The 15,734-nt window shown below is 63.4% G+C and carries 20 protein-coding genes; 12 read left to right on the forward strand and 8 right to left on the reverse strand.

Annotation, left to right across the window (positions count from 1 at the left end; all coding sequences use genetic code 11):
- Positions 1-79 precede the first annotated feature (79 nt).
- Positions 80-517 carry an OsmC family protein gene (locus RD110_RS00425; RefSeq protein ID WP_076195666.1) on the forward strand — a complete coding sequence of 146 codons (438 nt, stop codon included), beginning with the start codon at positions 80-82 and terminating at the stop codon, positions 515-517.
- On the opposite strand, the gene cueR is transcribed toward RD110_RS00425, so the two are convergent.
- Positions 495-926, reverse strand: a complete 432-nt coding sequence (cueR, locus tag RD110_RS00430) for a Cu(I)-responsive transcriptional regulator (RefSeq protein ID WP_076204131.1) — start codon at positions 924-926, stop codon at positions 495-497. The two genes, RD110_RS00425 and cueR, sit on opposite strands and share 23 nt — an antisense overlap.
- Positions 927-951: 25 nt before the next feature.
- Positions 952-1,152 carry a heavy-metal-associated domain-containing protein gene (locus tag RD110_RS00435; RefSeq protein WP_076195668.1) on the reverse strand — a complete coding sequence of 67 codons (201 nt, stop codon included), beginning with the start codon at positions 1,150-1,152 and terminating at the stop codon, positions 952-954.
- 451 nt (positions 1,153-1,603) lie between these two features.
- Here RD110_RS00435 and RD110_RS00440 point away from each other — a divergent pair, with 451 nt between their 5' ends.
- The 4 genes from RD110_RS00440 to RD110_RS00450 all read left to right on the forward strand — a co-directional run bounded on the left by RD110_RS00440 (position 1,604) and on the right by RD110_RS00450 (position 5,114).
- Positions 1,604-3,811, forward strand: coding sequence for a heavy metal translocating P-type ATPase (locus tag RD110_RS00440; RefSeq protein WP_076195670.1), 2,208 nt, complete (start codon positions 1,604-1,606; stop codon positions 3,809-3,811).
- A gap of 69 nt (positions 3,812-3,880) precedes the next feature.
- Positions 3,881-4,237 carry a hypothetical protein gene (locus tag RD110_RS27650; protein WP_157900017.1) on the forward strand — a complete coding sequence of 119 codons (357 nt, stop codon included), beginning with the start codon at positions 3,881-3,883 and terminating at the stop codon, positions 4,235-4,237.
- A gap of 59 nt (positions 4,238-4,296) precedes the next feature.
- Positions 4,297-4,599, forward strand: a complete 303-nt coding sequence (locus tag RD110_RS27655; protein WP_076204133.1) for a DUF6678 family protein — start codon at positions 4,297-4,299, stop codon at positions 4,597-4,599.
- A 101-nt stretch (positions 4,600-4,700) separates the two neighbouring features.
- Positions 4,701-5,114: a DUF4279 domain-containing protein gene (locus tag RD110_RS00450; protein WP_239467323.1), complete on the forward strand. Its 414-nt coding sequence runs from the start codon at positions 4,701-4,703 to the stop codon at positions 5,112-5,114.
- 92 nt (positions 5,115-5,206) lie between these two features.
- Here RD110_RS00450 and RD110_RS00455 read toward each other — a convergent pair whose 3' ends face one another.
- From RD110_RS00455 to RD110_RS00470, 4 genes are all read right to left on the reverse strand, one after another.
- Positions 5,207-5,485, reverse strand: coding sequence for a hypothetical protein (locus RD110_RS00455; RefSeq protein WP_157900018.1), 279 nt, complete (start codon positions 5,483-5,485; stop codon positions 5,207-5,209).
- Between the two features lie 47 nt (positions 5,486-5,532).
- Positions 5,533-6,018: a YegJ family protein gene (locus RD110_RS00460; RefSeq protein WP_076195676.1), complete on the reverse strand. Its 486-nt coding sequence runs from the start codon at positions 6,016-6,018 to the stop codon at positions 5,533-5,535.
- 76 nt (positions 6,019-6,094) lie between these two features.
- On the reverse strand, positions 6,095-6,553 hold the full coding sequence (locus RD110_RS00465; protein ID WP_076195678.1) for a hypothetical protein: 459 nt from the start codon (positions 6,551-6,553) through the stop codon (positions 6,095-6,097).
- A gap of 173 nt (positions 6,554-6,726) precedes the next feature.
- Complete coding sequence (locus RD110_RS00470; RefSeq protein ID WP_076195680.1) at positions 6,727-7,830, reverse strand: alkene reductase; 1,104 nt, start codon at positions 7,828-7,830, stop codon at positions 6,727-6,729.
- 167 nt (positions 7,831-7,997) lie between these two features.
- Here RD110_RS00470 and RD110_RS00475 point away from each other — a divergent pair, with 167 nt between their 5' ends.
- The gene (locus RD110_RS00475) at positions 7,998-9,200 is read left to right on the forward strand and encodes a YbfB/YjiJ family MFS transporter (protein ID WP_076204147.1); all 1,203 of its coding nucleotides are present in this window, start codon (positions 7,998-8,000) and stop codon (positions 9,198-9,200) included.
- Positions 9,201-9,266: 66 nt separating this feature from the next.
- Here the strand turns inward: RD110_RS00475 and gstA are convergent, their stop codons facing one another.
- Positions 9,267-9,875 carry a glutathione transferase GstA gene (gstA, locus tag RD110_RS00480; RefSeq protein WP_076195682.1) on the reverse strand — a complete coding sequence of 203 codons (609 nt, stop codon included), beginning with the start codon at positions 9,873-9,875 and terminating at the stop codon, positions 9,267-9,269.
- 202 nt (positions 9,876-10,077) lie between these two features.
- Between gstA and RD110_RS00485 the strand changes: the two genes are divergently transcribed.
- Positions 10,078-10,263: a DUF1328 family protein gene (locus RD110_RS00485; RefSeq protein ID WP_076195684.1), complete on the forward strand. Its 186-nt coding sequence runs from the start codon at positions 10,078-10,080 to the stop codon at positions 10,261-10,263.
- Entirely contained in the window at positions 10,260-11,180 is a 921-nt protein-coding gene (locus tag RD110_RS00490) for a transglutaminase-like domain-containing protein (protein WP_239467142.1), read from the forward strand. The genes RD110_RS00485 and RD110_RS00490 overlap by 4 nt, the downstream gene beginning before the upstream one ends.
- Here RD110_RS00490 and RD110_RS28440 read toward each other — a convergent pair.
- Positions 11,152-11,445: a YkgJ family cysteine cluster protein gene (locus RD110_RS28440; protein WP_076195686.1), complete on the reverse strand. Its 294-nt coding sequence runs from the start codon at positions 11,443-11,445 to the stop codon at positions 11,152-11,154. The two genes, RD110_RS00490 and RD110_RS28440, sit on opposite strands and share 29 nt — an antisense overlap.
- Positions 11,446-11,623: 178 nt before the next feature.
- On the opposite strand from RD110_RS28440, the gene mnmG reads away from it, so the two are divergent.
- From mnmG to RD110_RS00515, 4 genes are all read left to right on the forward strand, one after another.
- Positions 11,624-13,606 carry a tRNA uridine-5-carboxymethylaminomethyl(34) synthesis enzyme MnmG gene (mnmG, locus tag RD110_RS00500; protein WP_076195688.1) on the forward strand — a complete coding sequence of 661 codons (1,983 nt, stop codon included), beginning with the start codon at positions 11,624-11,626 and terminating at the stop codon, positions 13,604-13,606.
- The gene (rsmG, locus tag RD110_RS00505) at positions 13,603-14,256 is read left to right on the forward strand and encodes a 16S rRNA (guanine(527)-N(7))-methyltransferase RsmG (RefSeq protein WP_076195690.1); all 654 of its coding nucleotides are present in this window, start codon (positions 13,603-13,605) and stop codon (positions 14,254-14,256) included. The genes mnmG and rsmG overlap by 4 nt, the downstream gene beginning before the upstream one ends.
- Before the next feature lie 67 nt (positions 14,257-14,323).
- A complete protein-coding gene (locus RD110_RS00510; RefSeq protein ID WP_076195692.1) occupies positions 14,324-14,938 on the forward strand; it encodes a LysE family transporter in 615 nt (204 codons plus the stop codon).
- A gap of 4 nt (positions 14,939-14,942) precedes the next feature.
- Complete coding sequence (locus tag RD110_RS00515; protein WP_076195694.1) at positions 14,943-15,713, forward strand: ParA family protein; 771 nt, start codon at positions 14,943-14,945, stop codon at positions 15,711-15,713.
- Positions 15,714-15,734 lie beyond the last annotated feature (21 nt).

Raw genomic sequence — 15,734 nt, forward strand, 5'->3', positions numbered from 1 at the left:
GCTTGCGGCCATGTCCCACGGTGTGGGCCGCCTTGCTGTCCGAAACTTTTGTTTTTCAAAACCAATGTGAGGAGCGACCATGATCACCAAGACATCCAGCGTGCACTGGGAGGGCAGAGGCAAGAAGGGGCAGGGCCAGATCAGCACCGACACCGAGGCCCTGCGTGCCTATCCCTACGGCTTCGGCAGCCGCTTCGAGGACGATCGCAAGGGGACGAATCCCGAGGAACTGCTGGCCGCGGCACACGCTGCCTGTTTCACCATGGCGTTTTCGTTCGCCTGCGACAAGGCCGGCTTCGCCACCGATGCGGTGGACACCAAGGCACAGGTCCGGCTCGACAAGGACGGCGAAGGCTTCGTGATCGGCCACATCGGCCTGAGCCTGGAGGCGCGGGTGCCCGACATCGACGAGGAAATGTTCCAGGCCATCGCCGCCAGCGCCAAGCGCGACTGCCCTCTGTCGAAGGCATTGGCCAGCGTGCCGGACATCTCGCTCAAGGCGACATTGCTGAAATAACCTCGCTGCCCGAGGCCGGCGCCACGCCGGCCAGGTCGTCCAAAATCGGGCATTCGGGCCGCGCATCGCCATGGCAGCACGCCAGCAGCTTCTGCAGGCTGCGCTGCATGGCCTGCATGGCGGCAATGCGCTGGTCCAGATCGTCCACGTGCCGCTGCGCGATGTGCTTCACCTGGGCACTGGCACGGCTGCGGTCCTGCCACAGGCTCACCAGTTCGGCGATTTCCGCCATCGAAAAACCGAGCTCGCGCGAACGCCGGATGAAACGCAAGGTGTTCACATCCTCCGCGCGGTACAGGCGGTAGCCACTTTCGGTGCGCGCCACCGGCGGCAACAAACCCAGCGATTCGTAATGCCGCAGCATCTTGGCCGAGATGCCACTGGCCCGTGCCGCAGCGCCGATGGTCATCGGCCCGGCCGTCAGTTCCTGCGCCTCAGCCTTCAACCCGGTAGCCCTCTTCGGTGATGGCCTGCGCCAACGCGGCACGCGGTTGCTCGGACGTCACTTCCACGGCGCCGCTGGCGCGTTCGATCACCACCGTGGCCGATGGATCGAGCTGTTGCACGGCTTGCGTCACCGCGCGTTCGCAGTGGCCGCAGGTCATGCCCTGGACCTGGAATTGGTGTTGCGTCATCTCTTTTCCCCTTCTGAAACCCCGATGTTGAACCCTGACACGGTGGCAAGGTCAAGCCGTTTCGGCCGGCCCTAACAACACTGTGGATAGTTCCGGCACAACCGCAGGCTTATCCACAGGCCAGAGCCTTGCGGCAAAGTTGTTCATATTCCGGGCGCAGTAGCGAAGCGCGCTCGCCCACACCCGTCAAAGTCATGCAAGTGCTTGATCCAAAACAGGAAAGAAGGCTTACCCACAGGGTGGCCGGACCCTTACTACTACTACTATTTAGATATAGAACCATTAGAAGAGAAGACAAGCTGGACAGCCTGAACACCAAAACGAGCCGAAAAAATTTCTTTTGCTCCTGTTTTGATAGCTAACAGCGCAGATTCAGACTGCGTTGATCCTAAAAATGACACTGAACATGATGGCTTGACCCTCCCACGATGGAAGGGTTTAGTCTTGCCGCATGGAAACTTCCCTCGACCTCGGTATCGGCGACATGACCTGCGCCTCGTGTGTGGCGCGTGTCGAACGCGCGCTCAAGAAAGTGCCGGGGGTGCAGAGCGCCAGCGTGAACCTGGCCACCGAAACGGCCCGCATCACCTACACCGCCGACGCCGACATGGAAGCCAAGCTGCGCCGGGCCGTGCGCGATGCGGGCTACCTGCCGAGGACCCAGGCCGAAGCCGAAGCTTCACAGGACCTATCGCCCTGGGCCGGGTTCCTACCGGTGGCGCTGGGCCTGGTGCTGTCCGCGCCGTTGCTGCTGCCGATGTTCATCGGTTTTTTCAGCCCTCACAGCACGTGGATGCTGCCGGCCCCGCTACAGTTTTTGTTAGCAACGCCAGTGCAGTTCGTGCTGGGCGCGCGCTTCTACCGGGCCGGCTGGCATGCCGTGCTGGCGCGCAGCGGCAACATGGATCTGCTGGTGGCCATCGGCACCACCGCGGCCTGGAGCCTGTCGGTCTGGCTCTGGCTGACAGCCGCACCGGGAGAGATGCCGCACGTGTACTTCGAGGCGTCGGCCGTCGTCATCACCCTGGTGCTGCTGGGCAAGTGGCTGGAGGCGAGGACCAAGCGCCAGGCGACGGCGGCCATCCGCGCGCTGCAGGCCCTGCGGCCCGCCACCGCGCACCTGCTGCGCCGCGATGGGGAAATCGACGTGCCGGTGGCCGAGGTGCTGGTCGGCGACCAACTGGTGGTCCGGCCGGGCGAACGCATCCCGGTGGATGGCCGGGTGCTCGAGGGGCGGTCGCAGGTCGATGAATCGCTGCTCACCGGCGAACCGCTGCCGGTGGCCAAGGAACCCGAGGCGCCGCTCACCGGTGGCGCGGTCAACGGCGAAGGCCGGCTGGTGATGCAGGTGCAGGCGGTGGGCGCGGAAACCGCGCTGGCGCGCATCATCCGCCTCGTGGAGGACGCCCAGGCCGTGAAGGCGCCGGTGCAGCGCCTGGTGGACCAGGTGTCGGCCGTGTTCGTGCCGGTGGTGCTGGTGATCGCGCTGGCCACGCTGCTGGCCTGGTTGGCGCTGGGCCTGCCGATGGAAACCGCCTTGCTGCGCGCCGTGGCCGTGCTGGTGATCGCCTGCCCCTGTGCGCTCGGCCTGGCCACGCCGGCGGCCATCATGGCCGGCACCGGCGTGGCGGCCAAGTACGGCATCCTGATCAAGGACGCCGAAGCGCTGGAGACCGCGCACCAGGTCGACGTGGTGGCCTTCGACAAGACCGGCACGCTGACCATCGGCCGGCCGCAGCTCACGCGCACCGAGGCGGTGGATGGCGACGCGGCGCGCTGGCTGGCCGTGGCCGCCAGCCTGCAAAGCGGCAGCGAACATCCGCTGGCGGAGGCCGTGCGCAGCGCGGCGAAGCAGCAGGGCCTGGCCCTCGCGACGGTGGCCAACCTGCAGGCCGTGCCCGGCAGGGGCAGCCAGGGCGACGTGGACGGGCGGGCGATGGTGATGGGCAGCGTTCGCTGGATGGAGGCGCTGGCGGTCGATCTGGGGCCCCTGGTGGGCCTTGCGCGGTCGATGCAGGCCGAGGGTGCGACTGTTTCCTACCTTGCGGAGCGTCAGGGCGCAGGCCATCTGGCACGCGCCGTGTTCGCATTCAGCGACGAACCCAAGCCCGGCGCCGCCGAAGCCATTGCCGAATTACGTCGCCGCCACATCCGCCCTGTGATGATTTCCGGCGACAACCGCGGCGCGGCCGAGGCCATGGCGCGGCGCATCGGCCTGAAACCGGAAGAGGGCGAAGTGCTGGCGGAAGTCTTGCCGGGCGACAAGGCGGATCAAGTGCGGCGGCTGCAACAAGGTGGCCATACCGTGGCGATGGTGGGGGACGGTGTGAACGACGCACCGGCCCTTGCCGCGGCGAATGTCGGCATCGCCATGGGCCAGGGCACCGACGTGGCCATGCAGGCTGCCGGCATCACGTTGATGCGCGGCGACCCGCGCCTGGTGGCGGCCGCGCTCGACCTGTCCCGGCGCACCGTGCACAAGATCCGGCAGAACCTGTTCTGGGCCTTCGCCTACAACGTCGCCGGCATCCCCCTGGCCGCGTTGGGCTACCTCAACCCGGTGCTGGCCGGCGCGGCGATGGCGTTGAGTTCGGTGAGTGTGATGGGGAATGCGTTGTTGTTGAAGCGGTGGGGGGCTGGGGAGAATCGCGGGCGATAGAGTTTTGTGGTGACTGTAGGATGGCTGCTATCGGCCAGAAGCGGACATTCAAGCCCAGAAGTTTCCTGTATGACCAATATGCCAAAAACCGTGTTCCATTCAAGCGAATCAGCAGCATGGTTTATCGGGCACGTTCGCTCCCTTGCCATGAGTCCAAAAGAGTGCTGCGAGGACCAAGGAAGTTATCTGGTGGCTACAGAACTCTTCCATTTTCTGCAAGAGCCATTGCCTGTACTTGATGAATTGGCGATGTCTGACGACCAAAGAGATGCCCTTAAACGCCTTCGCGCTTGCGTCGGCAGAGTTCCCCCAGAAGCAAGAAATAGTGATACTTCAGCCGCAGCATCTCTGGCGGACATGAGTCATGCCGCTTGGGACGCCCCCCGCAGAGCAGCCCGAGACCTTCTGCTAGCTCTTGGGCAGTGACGCCAATCGACCAGAACCTGACATAAAAATCATCATCGGGGATGCTGATGACGCCTGTCATGAACAACACAAAATGGAACGAAATTCGCCTGGGTGTGTGTGCATTGAAAGGCCCGCATCCAAGATACCGAGCGCGTAGCATCAAATCAGGTCTTATCGGGGCTTGGGATGGCGAATGGTTTCATCATTTCTACGGACGCCACGAAGAAGATGAGTGGGTTGAAATTGCCGTGGTCTCCCCTGCGCAGCGAGCGGCAGTTTTGGCAGTGCTCCGCCGTGTTCATGTACCTGGCGTAGCGACTGATAGCGGATTCAAAATATTCGGTTACGTTGAACCGGGTACACCGGTAGACTACCTGTAAGGCATGGCGTCTATCGGCCAGTAACGGTCTCTCGTCATCCCCAATCTGCATAGGCTTCTCCGATGGCTCAACTTGAACGGTCAGTGGCAACTTTGCGGCTTATGGGCGACGAACTTGTGCCCGAAGAAGTTTCGAGGCTACTCAACGCTGAGCCCACGTCTGCGCATGTGAAAGGGCCTCAATTTCTCTCTGAACCGTCGGGTCGCATCGTCACCAGGAACTCGGGCATGTGGCGTCTCCAAGCGACAGATAGCGAGCCAGAAGATTTGAACGGCCAAGTCTCTGAGTTGCTCGGTCGAGTGACTTCGGACCCATCGGTCTGGCACGAGCTCACGGCCCGGTTTCGCGTTGATTTGTTTTGCGGATGGTTCATGGGCAGCGGGAATGAAGGCGTAGAGATTTTGCCCTCCACCATGCTTGCGTTGGGGCAGCGCGGCATTCGGTTGTCACTCGACATCTACGGTCCCGACACCTCGGATGGTGATAGTTCCGACGAGGCCTCGCCACAGGGATAGGTTGACTGGTGAATGTCAGCTATGGAGCAAACGCTAGGACTGCTTTGGGCCCTTTGCAGAAGTTCGAGGCTTGCGAAAGCCGGCATTCGGCGTCAGCGGAAAAATGCCCTTGCAGCATCGAGCAGCAATGTGAAATTTCGAACGGCGGCCTTGGTGCCTCGCTCTTGCCAATAAATCTGAAAACCCTCAGGCGTTTCCACCAGATAGTCCCCGTCGAAGGTTTTGGGCTCGAAGTGATACCAATCCTCAGGTTGGTCGGCAGCTCGTAAAAGATCAAAGACTTCTCGACTTTCAAACAGTTCGAAGAGGCGAGACTTGTCACCTCCCAATCGCTCGTTCACAAGCGCATCAAGCCGTGCCAAGGCATACATAGGTCGCATCTCCAACGTCTTCTTCTGGCCAACTGCTGCCGAATGCCCTAGCAATCAAATCCGTGGGTCTTTCGGTAGTATTCAACCTGCGCAATTGGCATCTTCTTGAAGAGTGCGCATACCGTGAAGCTTCCGACTTGACGGCCGTCCTTGACGTATCCCCAGTGGGAGACCAGTGATTCATCAAAGCGCACGATCTGGTCTTTCTTCACGTTACCAACGACCTTTGGCTCATTGGCAAGTACGCCTGCGAACCCATTTGGCAAGGTCTTAAACGGCGTCACCCAAAAATGCTCGGTTTTGGTACCGTCAACAACGACTACCTTCAGTTTGTAGTCGTCCGTGTTAGAGGGAGGTGCAGCGGCAAGCTTGAGAAATTCCGGCAGCGTTTTACGAGCCTGCTTTATCGCAGCGACCACTTCCGGGTCTGTTTCGCCAACCAACACAACTTCATTCTCGTCTCTTTGCTGCGACGATGCGAGAGACGAGCAGGCCACCAAAATTAACGAGAAGACTCCCTTCAAAAAGCGCATGTATAAATCCCTCCGCAACTTTACTGTTGACTGAGAATGCCGTAGGACTTGACCGTTGAATGTCGGCTCTTGGCCGTTAGCGGCTCTCGTAGGCATCGACCAATGAATACAAGGTTTGCAGGTCGTCTTTTTGAGCCACTTCCCCTTCCAAGATATCGATCTGGTGCCTCACCCGAAAGAACTCAGATTCGGTCTTGATTTTCCCGCGTGCGATCACTTTGTTAAGACGCTGCTCCTCGTTGACAAGGAACTCGGGGTAGTGCGCCCGATTTGCGTCTGTCCAGGCTCGCGATACGTCAGATCGCCACTGTTGAGCAATTTCCTGGATGAGTCCTGGCGTTTCGCGCCAGCCTTGCTCTAAGCCTGTTGCAACCTGCGAGGGTGTGGGCTTTGGAACACGCTGAAGAGCAGCAGTAACGAACTCACGAACACCCGCACTCGTCCGTGACAGGACCTTCGCTCGGTCATCTGGCACATTCGCAATGGCGATTCCGAAGCTTTCGTAGGCCGCGCACAGCTTTTGAACTCTGGTCATAAGTCGAAGGTCCGCTTTTGGCCGATAGCAGCCATCGTACAACCGCTCCCGAAGTCAGGTTCAGAATCTTCAAACCAGCTGCAAATTGAAATGGCCCGACGAAACTCAATCGGTCGGGCCATCTGGATGTTCAAACGCCCTTCGACAACCTCAGGGCGCGCGGAGCAGGGGACTCACCCCAACGCCGGGTAATCCGTATACCCCTGCGCCCCACCGCCATAAAAAGTCTTCTGATCCGGCGCATTCAGCGGTGCGTCTTCACGCAGGCGGCGCACCAGGTCGGGGTTGGCGATGAAGGCCTTGCCGAAGGCCACCAGGTCGGCGCCGTTTTGCACGGCTTTTTCGGCCAGGGCCTTGTCGTAGGCGTTGTTGACCATCCAGGCGGCCTTGCCGCCAGCATTGCGGTAGGCGGCCTCCAGGTCGGCGTAGTTGAAGGGCCGGTCGGGCAGTTCGCGCGGGCCGCCGGTGGCGCCTTCGATGATGTGCAGGAAGGCCAGGTTCAGCGGCGCGAGCTCGCGCACCACGTGTTCGAACAAGGGCTGCGGATGCGGGTCGTTCACGTCGTTGGCCGGCGTGACGGGCGACAGGCGCAGGCCGGTGCGGTCGCCGCCGATTTCGTCGGCGATGGCGCGCATGGTCTCGAGCAGCAGGCGCGAGCGGTTCTCGATGCTGCCGCCGTAGTCGTCGGTGCGCTGGTTGCTGCCCAGTTTCAGGAACTGGTCGAACAGGTAGCCGTTGGCGCCGTGGACTTCGACGCCGTCGAACCCGGCGGTGTGCACGGCGTTGCTCGCGGCGTGGCGGAACGCATGCACGATGCCCGGCAATTCGTCGGCACGCAGCGCACGCGGCACCGAGGTTTCGACGAAGCCGCCCTTGCCGTCCTTGATCAGGAAGGTCTTGGTCTTGGCGGCGATGGCCGACGGGCCGACCGGCGCCTGGCCGTCTTCCTGCAGGTCCACATGGGAGACGCGGCCCACGTGCCAGAGCTGCACCACGATCTTGCCGCCGGCCTTGTGCACGGCGTCGGTGACGACGCGCCAGGCATCGAGCTGTTCGGTGCCGTACAGGCCGGGCACGTCCGCATAACCCTGGCCTTGCTGGCTGATGGCCGTGCCTTCGGTGACGATCAGGCCGGCGCTGGCGCGTTGGGCGTAGTACTCGGCCATCAGCGCCGTGGGGACCGCGCCCGGTGCGCGGTTGCGCGTGAGCGGCGCCATCACGATGCGGTTGGCGAGCTCGATGCGGCCGGCCTTGGTGGGTTCGAACAGAGAAGTCATTGGTTTTTTCCTGGAAAAAAATTTCGCCAGACGGGTCTGGCGGGATTGCAGGGTAAACCCAAATACAAAGCCTTGTGTGTCACTCGCGTGGCGCGCCTGTGGTATTGCTTCCCCGCGACAATGGACGGGCCATGACCGAACAACTGAAATCTTCCTCAAGCGATGACATGCCTGCACCCGAGCATGCACATGTACCGGTTCTGGCTTTGGCGCTGGCCTTGTCGCTCGGCGCCGCGATCTCGCTGGGCATCACGCGTTTCGCCTACGGCCTGCTGTTGCCGCCGATGCGTGCCGACCTTGGCTGGTCGTACACGCTGGCCGGGGCGATGAACACGGTGAACGCGCTGGGTTATCTGCTCGGGGCGCTGGTCACACCCAGGCTGATGCGGCGTTACGGCCCGCGCAGGCTGCTGGTGGCGGGCGCGGTGTTGGCAAGCCTGTTCATGGGTTTGAGCGGGTTCTTCACCGAGGCGGCGCCGCTGCTGGCGCAACGCTTGCTGGCGGGCGTGGCCAGCGCCTTCGTCTTCATCGCCGGTGGCTTGCTGGCCGCGCGGCTGGGCGGCCAGCAGCCAGGCCGCGGGGGCCTGGTGCTCGGGCTGTATTACGGCGGCACGGGCTGGGGCATCGTGCTGTCGGCCTGGCTGGTGCCGGCGGTGCTGGCAGCCATGCAAGGTGCGCCGCACGGCTGGGCCTGGGCATGGTGGGCGCTGGCGCTGGCCTGTGTGCTTGCGACGGCGGTGTTGTGCTGGCCGGCTCGCGTGTTGCCCGAAGGCCCGCAGGCGGCGAGCGCGCAGCCCGCCGCGGCGGCGCCGGATTTCCATTGGCGGCCCTTCGGCTTTGCCTTGGCGGGCTACGGCATGTTCGGCGTGGGCTACATCGGCTACATGACCTTCGTGATCGCCTTGCTGCGCGAGCAGGGCGCCAGTGCCACGGCCGTGACGGTGTTCTACGCGCTGCTCGGCCTGGCGGTGCTGGCGTCTTCGCGCATCTGGGCCGGTTTGCTGGACCGCAGCCGGGGTGGCGAGGCGCTGGCCCGGCTGAATGCGCTGCTGGGCGTGGCGACCGTGCTGCCGGCGCTGACCTCGGCCTGGCCGGCGGTGCTGCTGTCGGGGTTGGTGTTCGGCGGGGTATTCCTGTCGGTGGTGGCGTCGACCACGGCGCTCGTGCGCCACAACCTGCCCGCCAGTGCCTGGGCCTCGGGCATCAGCGCATTCACCATCGTGTTCGCGGCCGGGCAGATCGTCGGGCCGACGGTGGTCGGCTGGATCGCCGACGGCCCGGGCGGACTGGCGCGTGGCCTGGTGTTCTCAGCCGCCGCGCTGTGGCTGGGCGCGGCGCTGGCCTGGCGGCAACGCCCGCTGGATCGCTAGACGCTATATTTTAGATAGCTTCCAACGCAGATGCAGACTGCGTTATAGGCCAATTCTTCTAAATTCTCAGGCAGCCTGGCTCTCCGCGCGCAAGGCTTCCTGGACGGCCGGGCGGGCGGCGATGCGGGCCTGGAACGCCTGGATGTTGGCGAAGCCGGACAGGTCCACGCCCACCTTCGCGGCCCAGGTGGTCACGGTGAACAGGTAGCCGTCGGCCACGGTGAAGTGGTCGTTCAACAGGAATTGCTTGCCTTCGAGTTCGGCGTTGAGCCACTTGTAGCGCGACAGCAGCTTGGTGGTGGCGATGGCCTTGGCTTCCGCCGGCATGGCGGGATTGAACAGCGGCGAGAAACCCTTGTGCAATTCCGTGCCGATGAAGGACAGCCATTCCTGCAGGCGGTAGCGCGACAGCGTGCCGTTGGCCGGGGCGAGGTTCTTCAGCGGCACCTGGTCGGCCACGTACTGCACGATGACCGGGCCTTCGCGCAGCCGTGTGCCGTCGTCGAGTTCCAGCAGCGGTACGTAGCCCAGGGGATTGATGGTGTAGTAGTCGGTGCCGTCGGGCAACTGGTGGGTCTTGGTGGGCGCGGGAATGGCCTGGAAGGCGAGGCCGGATTCATGCAGCGCGATGTGGGCCGACAGGGAGCAGGCGCCGGGCGAGTAGTACAGCTTCATGGTTTTCCTTGGATGTGCTGGGAATAGGAAGGGGATCGCGGAGGGGTGAGCGGACCGATTTTGCCGCAGCCAGGGCGCGGCGTGGCTTGTGCCGTTGTCCTACATCCCGAGATGGGTTTGGCCGATGCGTTGCATACACGGCTTTTCGTAGGATTGAACCATCGTTGAAACCACTGCGGCCCGTCCGCGCAAGGAGCCTTGTATGTTGAAGTACGCCATCATTTTTGCGCTGATCGCCATCGTGGCCGGTGCCCTGGGCTTCGGCGGCATCGCGGCCGGCGCAGCTGGTATTGCCAAGATCCTGTTCGGCCTGTTTCTCATCCTTGCGGTGGTGTTCGTGGTGTTGGCCGCGCTCGGCGTAGGCGCGGCGCGCAAAGCCCTGAAATGACTGCGCACCACCTGACCGGGCCGAGCGACACCATGACCACCTCCAACATCGATGCCACGCTGGATTACGAAGTACAGCAGGACACGCATTTCCTGTTCAACCTCGAAGCCGCACACCACTCCAGCCAGCGCATCATCGAGGAGTCGTTGACGGTGAGTCCGCCGGTGCAGGTGCACCATTTCATGGACGATTCCAAGGGCAACCGCTTCTTTCGTTTCGATGCGCAGCCCGGCAAGGTCTCGGTGCGCTACAAGGCCAAGGTCGAACTCGTGCGGCGCAAGCATTCGCGCAGCGGTTTGACCCAGGCCTCAATCAATGCCTTGCCCGACGCCGCGCTGCATTACCTGCTGCCCACGCGCTTCTGCGAATCCGACCTGATGTCGCGTGCGGCGCAGCAGCAGTTCGGCGGCATCGAACCCGGCATCAAGCGGGTGGAGGCGGTGGTGGACTGGGTGCACGACAACGTGGCCTACATGCTCGGTTCGAGCGACGCCACGACCACCGCGCAGCAGGTGTTCGTGCAGCGCGCCGGCGTGTGCCGCGACTTCGCTCACCTGGCCATCACCTTCTGCCGCGCCCTCAACATTCCGGCGCGCCTGGTGGTGGGTTATGTGGAGTTCGAAGAGCCGCCGCAGGATTTCCACGCAATCTTCGAAGCCTGGCTCGGCGACCGCTGGGTACTGTTCGATCCGACCAAGATGGCGCCGGTGGAAAAACTGGTGCGCGTGGGCAGCGGCCGCGACGCCAAGGACGTGGCTTTTGCCACCCTGTTCGGCGCGGCCTACATGACCGGCATGTTGCTCGACGTGTACGACGGCCGCACCCGGCCTGCGACCAACGTCGTGCCGATCATGGCAGCGGGACAGAAACAGCCGACCGAACCGCCCGTCAGCGAGACGGCGGGCGAGGCCGCGTAGCCTCTTCGAGCCGCACCAGGTAGCGCATGGCCTGGGGCGCGGTGTCGCCGCACATCTCACGCGACGGCTGAAGTCCGCCACACACGGCCGGCCGTTCCGGTCGGCCAAAGATGCGGCAGCGCTGGGCATCGTCCAGCTGGACGCAGCGCACCCCTGCAGGCTTGCTGATGCCATCTTTGACCGGCATGCCCGGGATTGGCGAGCTGATGCTCGGCGCGATGCAGCACGCGCCGCAACCATCGCGGCAGGCGGTTTGGCATGGCATCGCGGCGGGAAGGGATGGGCTCAAGGGGGGACGGCTTTCGGACAAGGTCGGCCATGATAAGCGTGGCCTCGCACGGAAATGGGCAGCTTATTAAAATCACCCCCTGCCCACCTGATTTTCGATGTGCCGCCCTGGCGCAGTCTGCCAGCCTGGGCGCCTGAACTCCCAGAGGAAGCGTATGTTGTACCCCCAAGAATTTGACGTCATCGTGGTCGGCGGCGGCCATGCCGGCACCGAGGCCGCGCTGGCGGCCGCCCGCATGGGCAGCAAGACGCTGCTGCTGACGCACAACATCGAAACCCTGGGCCAGATGAGCTGCAACCCCTCGATCGGCGGCATCGGCAAGGGCCACCTGGTGAAGGAGGTGGATGCGATGGGCGGCGCCATGGCGCTGGCGACGGACGAAGCCGGCATCCAGTTCCGCATTCTCAATTCGAGCAAGGGCCCGGCCGTGCGCGCCACGCGGGCCCAGGCCGACCGCGTGTTGTACAAGGCGGCCATCCGCCGCATGCTGGAGAACCAGCCCAACCTGTGGCTGTTCCAGCAGGCCGTGGACGACCTGATGGTGGAAGGCGACCGCGTGGTGGGGGCGGTGACGCAGGTCGGCATCCGTTTTCGCAGCCGCAGCGTGGTGCTGACCGCCGGCACCTTCCTCGACGGCAAGATCCACGTCGGCTTGAACAACTACGCGGCCGGTCGCGCCGGTGATCCGCCGGCCGTGTCGCTCAGCGCGCGGCTCAAGGAACTGAAGCTGCCGCAGGGCCGGCTCAAGACCGGCACGCCGCCGCGCATCGACGGTCGCAGCATCGATTTCAGCAAGTGCACGCCACAGCCCGGCGACGGCATGCCGGGCGGCATGGGCGACAAGGTGCCGGTGTTCAGCTTCATGGGCCATGCCGGCATGCACCCCGAGCAGGTGCCGTGCTGGATCACCCACACCAACGCGCGCACGCACGAGATCATCCGCTCCGGTTTCGACCGCAGCCCGATGTTCACCGGCAAGATCGAAGGGGTGGGGCCGCGCTACTGCCCGAGCGTGGAAGACAAGATCAACCGCTTCGCCGACAAGGAAAGCCACCAGATCTTCCTGGAGCCCGAAGGGCTGACGACACACGAGATCTATCCAAACGGTATCTCGACGAGCCTGCCTTTCGACATCCAGTACGAACTGGTCCGCTCCATGGCCGGACTGGAGAACGCGCACATCCTGCGGCCTGGGTATGCCATCGAATACGACTACTTCGACCCGCGGGGACTGAAGAGCAACTTCGAGACGCGGCCGATCGCGGGGCTGTTCTTCGCCGGCCAGATCAACGGGACGACCGGCTACGAGGAAGCGGCGGCGCAAGGCATGTTCGCCGGCATCAACGCCGCGCTCTTGTGCCGGGAACAGGCGCCCTGGTTGCCGGGCCGCGACCAGGCCTACCTCGGGGTGCTGGTGGACGACCTGATCACCAAGGGTGTGACGGAGCCGTACCGCATGTTCACCAGCCGGGCGGAGTTCCGCCTGCAGCTGCGCGAAGACAACGCAGATATGCGCTTGACCGAAGCAGCGCGCCAAATGGGCCTGGTGGACGATGCGCGCTGGGAAGCTTTCAGCCGCAAGCGCGACGCTGTTTCACGTGAAACAGAGCGACTGCGTTCGCTGTGGATCAGCCCGAAAAACCTGGCCGCGGCCGAAGCGGAGCGCGTGCTCGGTAAGGCCATCGACCACGAATACAGCCTCGCCGAACTGCTGCGCCGGCCGGACGTGAGTTATGCGAGCCTGATGTCGTTGGATGCGGGGCGGTTTGCCAGTGCCGAGTTGCCGGTCGGCAATGCAGATGTTCCACGTGAAACAGCGGAGTTCAGCTTCATCGACGCCGTGGTGGAGCAGATCGACATCAGCGCCAAGTATTCGGGCTACATCGACCGCCAAAAGGACGAGATCGATCGCGCGGCGCATTACGAGCATCTGAAGATTCCGGCCGAGCTGGACTACCTGCAGGTCACGGCCTTGAGCTTCGAAGTGCGTCAAAGGCTCAGCAAGTTGCGGCCGGAAACCCTGGGGCAGGCGTCCCGGGTTTCGGGCGTGACGCCGGCGGCGATTTCGCTGCTGCTCGTGCATCTGAAGAAGCATGGCTGGAAAGACCGCCAGGCTGCCGTGCAGATCGAAGCATGAGTGCGGTATCGATCGAACCGGCTCAGCTTCCGGCGCTGGCCCTGCAGATGGGGCTTTCGCTGGACGAGGCGCAGTTGGGCAAGCTGCTGCAGTACCTCGCGCTGATCCAGAAATGGAACAAGGTCTACAACCTCACCGCGCTGCGCGAGCCGGCGGAGATGTTCACGCACCATCTGCTGGACAGCCTGGCGGCGGTGCCGCCTTTGCAGAAGCACCTGCAGGGCAGGAGCGGCAGACTGCTGGATGTCGGTTCGGGTGCCGGCCTGCCGGGGGTCGTCTTCGCCATCTGCTGCCCGGGGTTGGAAGTGAGTTGTGTCGACACGGTGGGCAAGAAGGCGGCCTTTGTGCAGCAGGCCGCGGCCGAGCTTGGCCTGCGCAATCTGCGCGGTGTGCATGCCCGGGTCGAGAGTTTGACGCAAACTTTCGACGTCGTGAGTTCACGCGCCTTCGCCTCGCTGGCGGACTTCACGGCGTGGTCGAAACAGGCGCTGGCCGCCGATGGTGTCTGGCTGGCGATGAAGGGCAAAAATCCGGTGGAAGAGGTGGCTGCATTGCCACCCACCGTGCAGGTGTTTCACGTGGAACAGTTGAAAGTGCCCGGTTTGGATGCCGAACGCTGCATCGTCTGGATGCGCGCTTCCGCCGGCTGAGTTAGAAGACAGCCGAGCAGGTGGAGTCGTCGCTTAAACTCCGACTCCTATCCCCGCGGAAGTAAGCATGTTCGGCATCGCAAATTACGGCGCTTTTGTCGCCGCCATCATCGTATTCCTGCTGATTCCCGGCCCTGGCAACCTGGCACTGATCACCTCCACCGGCAAGGGGGGTATCCGTGGCGGTCTGGCGGCGGCGTGCGGCCTGATCCTGGCGGACCAGCTGTTGATGTGGACGGCCGTTGCGGGTGTGGCGGCACTGTTAGCCAGCTACCCGCTTGCATTTGCGGCCGTGCAATGGCTGGGTGCGGCTTACCTGGCCTTTCTGGGCGTGAAGATGCTGCTGGCCAAGCCGGGCGCGGCGCCGATTTTGAACATCCGGCCCTCTCACTTCCTGCGCCAGGCGCTGATGATCACCTTGCTCAACCCCAAGGCCATCGTGTTCTACATGGCTTTCTTCCCGCTGTTTGTCGATCCCGCGCGGCATCAGGGTCTGTTCACCTTCGGCGTGATGGCGGCTACAGTGGCGGTGCTGACCTTTGCCTACTGCCTGGTGGCGGTGTTGCTGACCCACTTTCTGGCCGCCCGCATGCGTGCCAATCCCTCGGTGGCGAACGCCCTGAACAAGCTCGCCGGCGTCATGCTGATCGGTTTCGGCGTCAAACTGGCTCTGAGCAAATAAACCCATGGCAAAAGTATTCTGTATCGCGAACCAAAAGGGTGGGGTGGGCAAGACCACCACCACGGTCAACCTGGCCGCCGGTTTGGCCAAGGTCGGGCAACGGGTGCTGATGATCGACCTCGACCCGCAGGGCAATGCCACCATGGGCTCGGGTGTGGACAAGCGCAAGCTGGAGATGTCGGTCTATGACGTTCTGCTGGAATCGGCGTCCATTGCCGAGGCCAAGGTTCATTCCGAGAAATGCGGCTATGACGTGCTGGGCGCCAGCCGCGACCTGGCCGGCGCCGAGGTCGAGCTGGTGGCCATCGAGCGCCGCGAAACCCGCCTGAAGCTGGCCTTGGCCGATGCGGCATCCAGTTACGACTTCGTACTGATCGACTGCCCGCCGTCGTTGTCGATGCTGACGCTGAACGGCCTGTGCGCCGCCAATGGCGTCATCGTGCCGATGCAGTGCGAATACTTCGCGCTCGAGGGGCTGACCGATCTGGTCAACACCATCAAGCAGGTGCATGCGAACCTGAACAAGGAACTGGTGGTGATCGGCCTCCTGCGTGTGATGTTCGATCCGCGCATCACCTTGCAGCAACAGGTGAGCGAACAGCTCAAGTCGCACTTCGCCGAAAAGGTGTTCAACACCGTGATCCCGCGCAACGTGCGCCTGGCCGAGGCGCCGAGTTATGGCCTGCCCGGTGTGGTGTTCGATCCGGCGGCGAGAGGCAGCCTGGCCTACCTGCAGTTCGCCGAAGAAATGGTCCAGCGCATCAAATCGATGTAGGACACAGATTTTTCCTGCGTA

This window comes from Rhodoferax koreense (assembly GCF_001955695.1).
Taxonomy (GTDB): Bacteria; Pseudomonadota; Gammaproteobacteria; order Burkholderiales; family Burkholderiaceae_C; genus Rhodoferax_B; species Rhodoferax_B koreensis.

Excerpts from the sequence above, each read along its gene's own strand:
- RD110_RS00450 (WP_239467323.1), top strand. The coding sequence starts at position 4,701 with ATGGGCGACGAACTTGTGCCCGAAGAAGTTTCGAGGCTACTCAACGCT.
- RD110_RS00510 (WP_076195692.1), top strand. The coding sequence starts at position 14,324 with ATGTTCGGCATCGCAAATTACGGCGCTTTTGTCGCCGCCATCATCGTA.
- RD110_RS28440 (WP_076195686.1), bottom strand. The coding sequence starts at position 11,445 with ATGCCATGCCAAACCGCCTGCCGCGATGGTTGCGGCGCGTGCTGCATC.
- RD110_RS00515 (WP_076195694.1), top strand. The coding sequence starts at position 14,943 with ATGGCAAAAGTATTCTGTATCGCGAACCAAAAGGGTGGGGTGGGCAAG.
- RD110_RS00435 (WP_076195668.1), bottom strand. The coding sequence starts at position 1,152 with ATGACGCAACACCAATTCCAGGTCCAGGGCATGACCTGCGGCCACTGC.
- RD110_RS00470 (WP_076195680.1), bottom strand. The coding sequence starts at position 7,830 with ATGACTTCTCTGTTCGAACCCACCAAGGCCGGCCGCATCGAGCTCGCC.
- RD110_RS00490 (WP_239467142.1), top strand. The coding sequence starts at position 10,260 with ATGACTGCGCACCACCTGACCGGGCCGAGCGACACCATGACCACCTCC.
- RD110_RS27655 (WP_076204133.1), top strand. The coding sequence starts at position 4,297 with ATGAACAACACAAAATGGAACGAAATTCGCCTGGGTGTGTGTGCATTG.
- mnmG (WP_076195688.1), top strand. The coding sequence starts at position 11,624 with ATGTTGTACCCCCAAGAATTTGACGTCATCGTGGTCGGCGGCGGCCAT.
- RD110_RS00460 (WP_076195676.1), bottom strand. The coding sequence starts at position 6,018 with ATGCGCTTTTTGAAGGGAGTCTTCTCGTTAATTTTGGTGGCCTGCTCG.
- RD110_RS00425 (WP_076195666.1), top strand. The coding sequence starts at position 80 with ATGATCACCAAGACATCCAGCGTGCACTGGGAGGGCAGAGGCAAGAAG.
- cueR (WP_076204131.1), bottom strand. The coding sequence starts at position 926 with ATGACCATCGGCGCTGCGGCACGGGCCAGTGGCATCTCGGCCAAGATG.
- rsmG (WP_076195690.1), top strand. The coding sequence starts at position 13,603 with ATGAGTGCGGTATCGATCGAACCGGCTCAGCTTCCGGCGCTGGCCCTG.
- gstA (WP_076195682.1), bottom strand. The coding sequence starts at position 9,875 with ATGAAGCTGTACTACTCGCCCGGCGCCTGCTCCCTGTCGGCCCACATC.
- RD110_RS27650 (WP_157900017.1), top strand. The coding sequence starts at position 3,881 with ATGACCAATATGCCAAAAACCGTGTTCCATTCAAGCGAATCAGCAGCA.
- RD110_RS00475 (WP_076204147.1), top strand. The coding sequence starts at position 7,998 with ATGCCTGCACCCGAGCATGCACATGTACCGGTTCTGGCTTTGGCGCTG.
- RD110_RS00455 (WP_157900018.1), bottom strand. The coding sequence starts at position 5,485 with ATGTATGCCTTGGCACGGCTTGATGCGCTTGTGAACGAGCGATTGGGA.
- RD110_RS00485 (WP_076195684.1), top strand. The coding sequence starts at position 10,078 with ATGTTGAAGTACGCCATCATTTTTGCGCTGATCGCCATCGTGGCCGGT.
- RD110_RS00465 (WP_076195678.1), bottom strand. The coding sequence starts at position 6,553 with ATGACCAGAGTTCAAAAGCTGTGCGCGGCCTACGAAAGCTTCGGAATC.
- RD110_RS00440 (WP_076195670.1), top strand. The coding sequence starts at position 1,604 with ATGGAAACTTCCCTCGACCTCGGTATCGGCGACATGACCTGCGCCTCG.